Genomic DNA, 1,479 nt, shown 5'->3' with positions numbered 1-1,479 from the left:
AATCACCGGCATCGTCAGCATTCTGTGCTTTATCGTGCTGTACGTCGGCATGTGCCTGACGCTGTGCAACACCTGCTTTGGTCTAATTAATGTCGTGCCCGATCAAGTCTTGACCTGGATCGGCGGATCAATGAGCAGTCGTATCGGAACCGATATGGACGACAAGACTAAAGCGCATCATGGACAGGCCGTATCGCATGCCGGCAGCCATGCGTCACGCGTATTCGGGAAAGATAGAGGATCTGCAGGGAATGGCTCTGGTGGCAATATAGGGAGACCAGGACCGACTGAGAGACGGAAAGGATGAGTGATTATTGACCTGCTAACATAGCGTCATATGCAGCATCAAAGATTTTCTGGCGGTTTTGTTGAATGAGCAAATAGCTTTTCGGATCGAGCTTTGCCAATTCTTGCAAAGCAGCTTGTTTTACCGCCTCGCTGCCGGCTAGGTTAGCTTCGACGCTTTTAGCATAGGTTTTCCATTCCTGAGCGAGTTGAGTGGCTTTCTGAGCTTCGCCTTCCGCCACGCCGAGCCAATATGAATCGGCAATGTTTGTTGGATTCAACATATTTTCGTCCTTTGCCAACACTGATATGAGGTTATTTTTTAGAAAATATAACGCAAAGGATTCGCCACTGCAAATAAGGTAAAAACCGTAGGCTGGCCTTCGCTACGCGGTCTCCAGAATCCACGATCTCCATCAGCCGTTCGCTTTCTTTATTGCAGAGGGTAGGGGGAGGTAAAGGAACTGCGGTGCCAGCTGGTGCGTCGTCTAAAACAAAATATCCTACAGTCAAACAATAATCCTTAGGTTATGATGTACGACGACCTTCCATGATTGGGTTATATGCAGCGTCAAAAATCCGAGTACGATTTTCTTGGATCAGCAGGTAATTGTTTGGATCAAGCCGCGCCAACTCTTTTAGGGCAGCATCCTTTATTGCTCTTTGGCCTTCTGCGTTACCTTCACAAACACGGACGTCGCGTTCAAGCTTTTGGGCATATGCCATCCACTCATCGGCATTTTTTCTCTCTCGCGCATTATTCATGCTGATGGCTGCGGCATCCATCATGGCGTTCATGAACATTTTTTGTCTCCTTTGCTTTAAAGGACTATTCAGTTAAGGAATGTAACGTCAGGGTTCATAGCCGAAAATAGGGTAAAGTCGCAGTCGACTGTCACTAAAGGCGTGGCGTTATTGCTTTTCAGATGCTAACAACACCGTTGAAAGCGGTCAAGTCGCTGGATGAGGCCAATACATATAGCACAGGTAATGATGATGAATGAGGAATTGTATGGGAGAGAGATTCACGCGCGGCACGGCTCGTTGTGGATTTGTCTTTTGACGCTGACTTTCATCATACTTCTTACCAACATATGTTGGTATGTTTGACAACGATTCTTTACGTTGGCATTATTATCAACATGAAAGCCCAGTTGTTGTTTAACCGCATCGAGAAGCTGCCATTCTCAGCCG

General features: G+C 46.9%; 2 protein-coding genes and 1 pseudogene. 1 reads left to right on the top strand and 2 read right to left on the bottom strand.

The window, feature by feature from the left end:
- Positions 1–307, top strand: a pseudogene (locus CAGGBEG34_RS11250) (DotA/TraY family protein); the annotation flags it as partial.
- A 4-nt stretch (positions 308–311) separates the two neighbouring features.
- Here CAGGBEG34_RS11250 and CAGGBEG34_RS00025 read toward each other — a convergent pair.
- The gene (locus CAGGBEG34_RS00025; protein ID WP_238984909.1) at positions 312–587 is read right to left on the bottom strand and encodes a hypothetical protein; all 276 of its coding nucleotides are present in this window, start codon (positions 585–587) and stop codon (positions 312–314) included.
- 226 nt (positions 588–813) lie between these two features.
- Positions 814–1,089 carry a hypothetical protein gene (locus CAGGBEG34_RS00020; protein WP_006681916.1) on the bottom strand — a complete coding sequence of 92 codons (276 nt, stop codon included), beginning with the start codon at positions 1,087–1,089 and terminating at the stop codon, positions 814–816.
- Positions 1,090–1,479: the final 390 nt, after the last annotated feature.

This window comes from Candidatus Glomeribacter gigasporarum BEG34 (genome assembly GCF_000227585.1).
In the GTDB taxonomy this organism is placed as follows: Bacteria; Pseudomonadota; Gammaproteobacteria; order Burkholderiales; family Burkholderiaceae; genus Glomeribacter; species Glomeribacter gigasporarum_B.
This window is presented reverse-complemented; position numbering and strand designations above follow the sequence as displayed.

Bases quoted from the DNA above. Each gene is read 5' to 3' on its own strand.
- CAGGBEG34_RS00020 (WP_006681916.1), bottom strand. From the start codon at position 1,089: ATGTTCATGAACGCCATGATGGATGCCGCAGCCATCAGCATGAATAAT.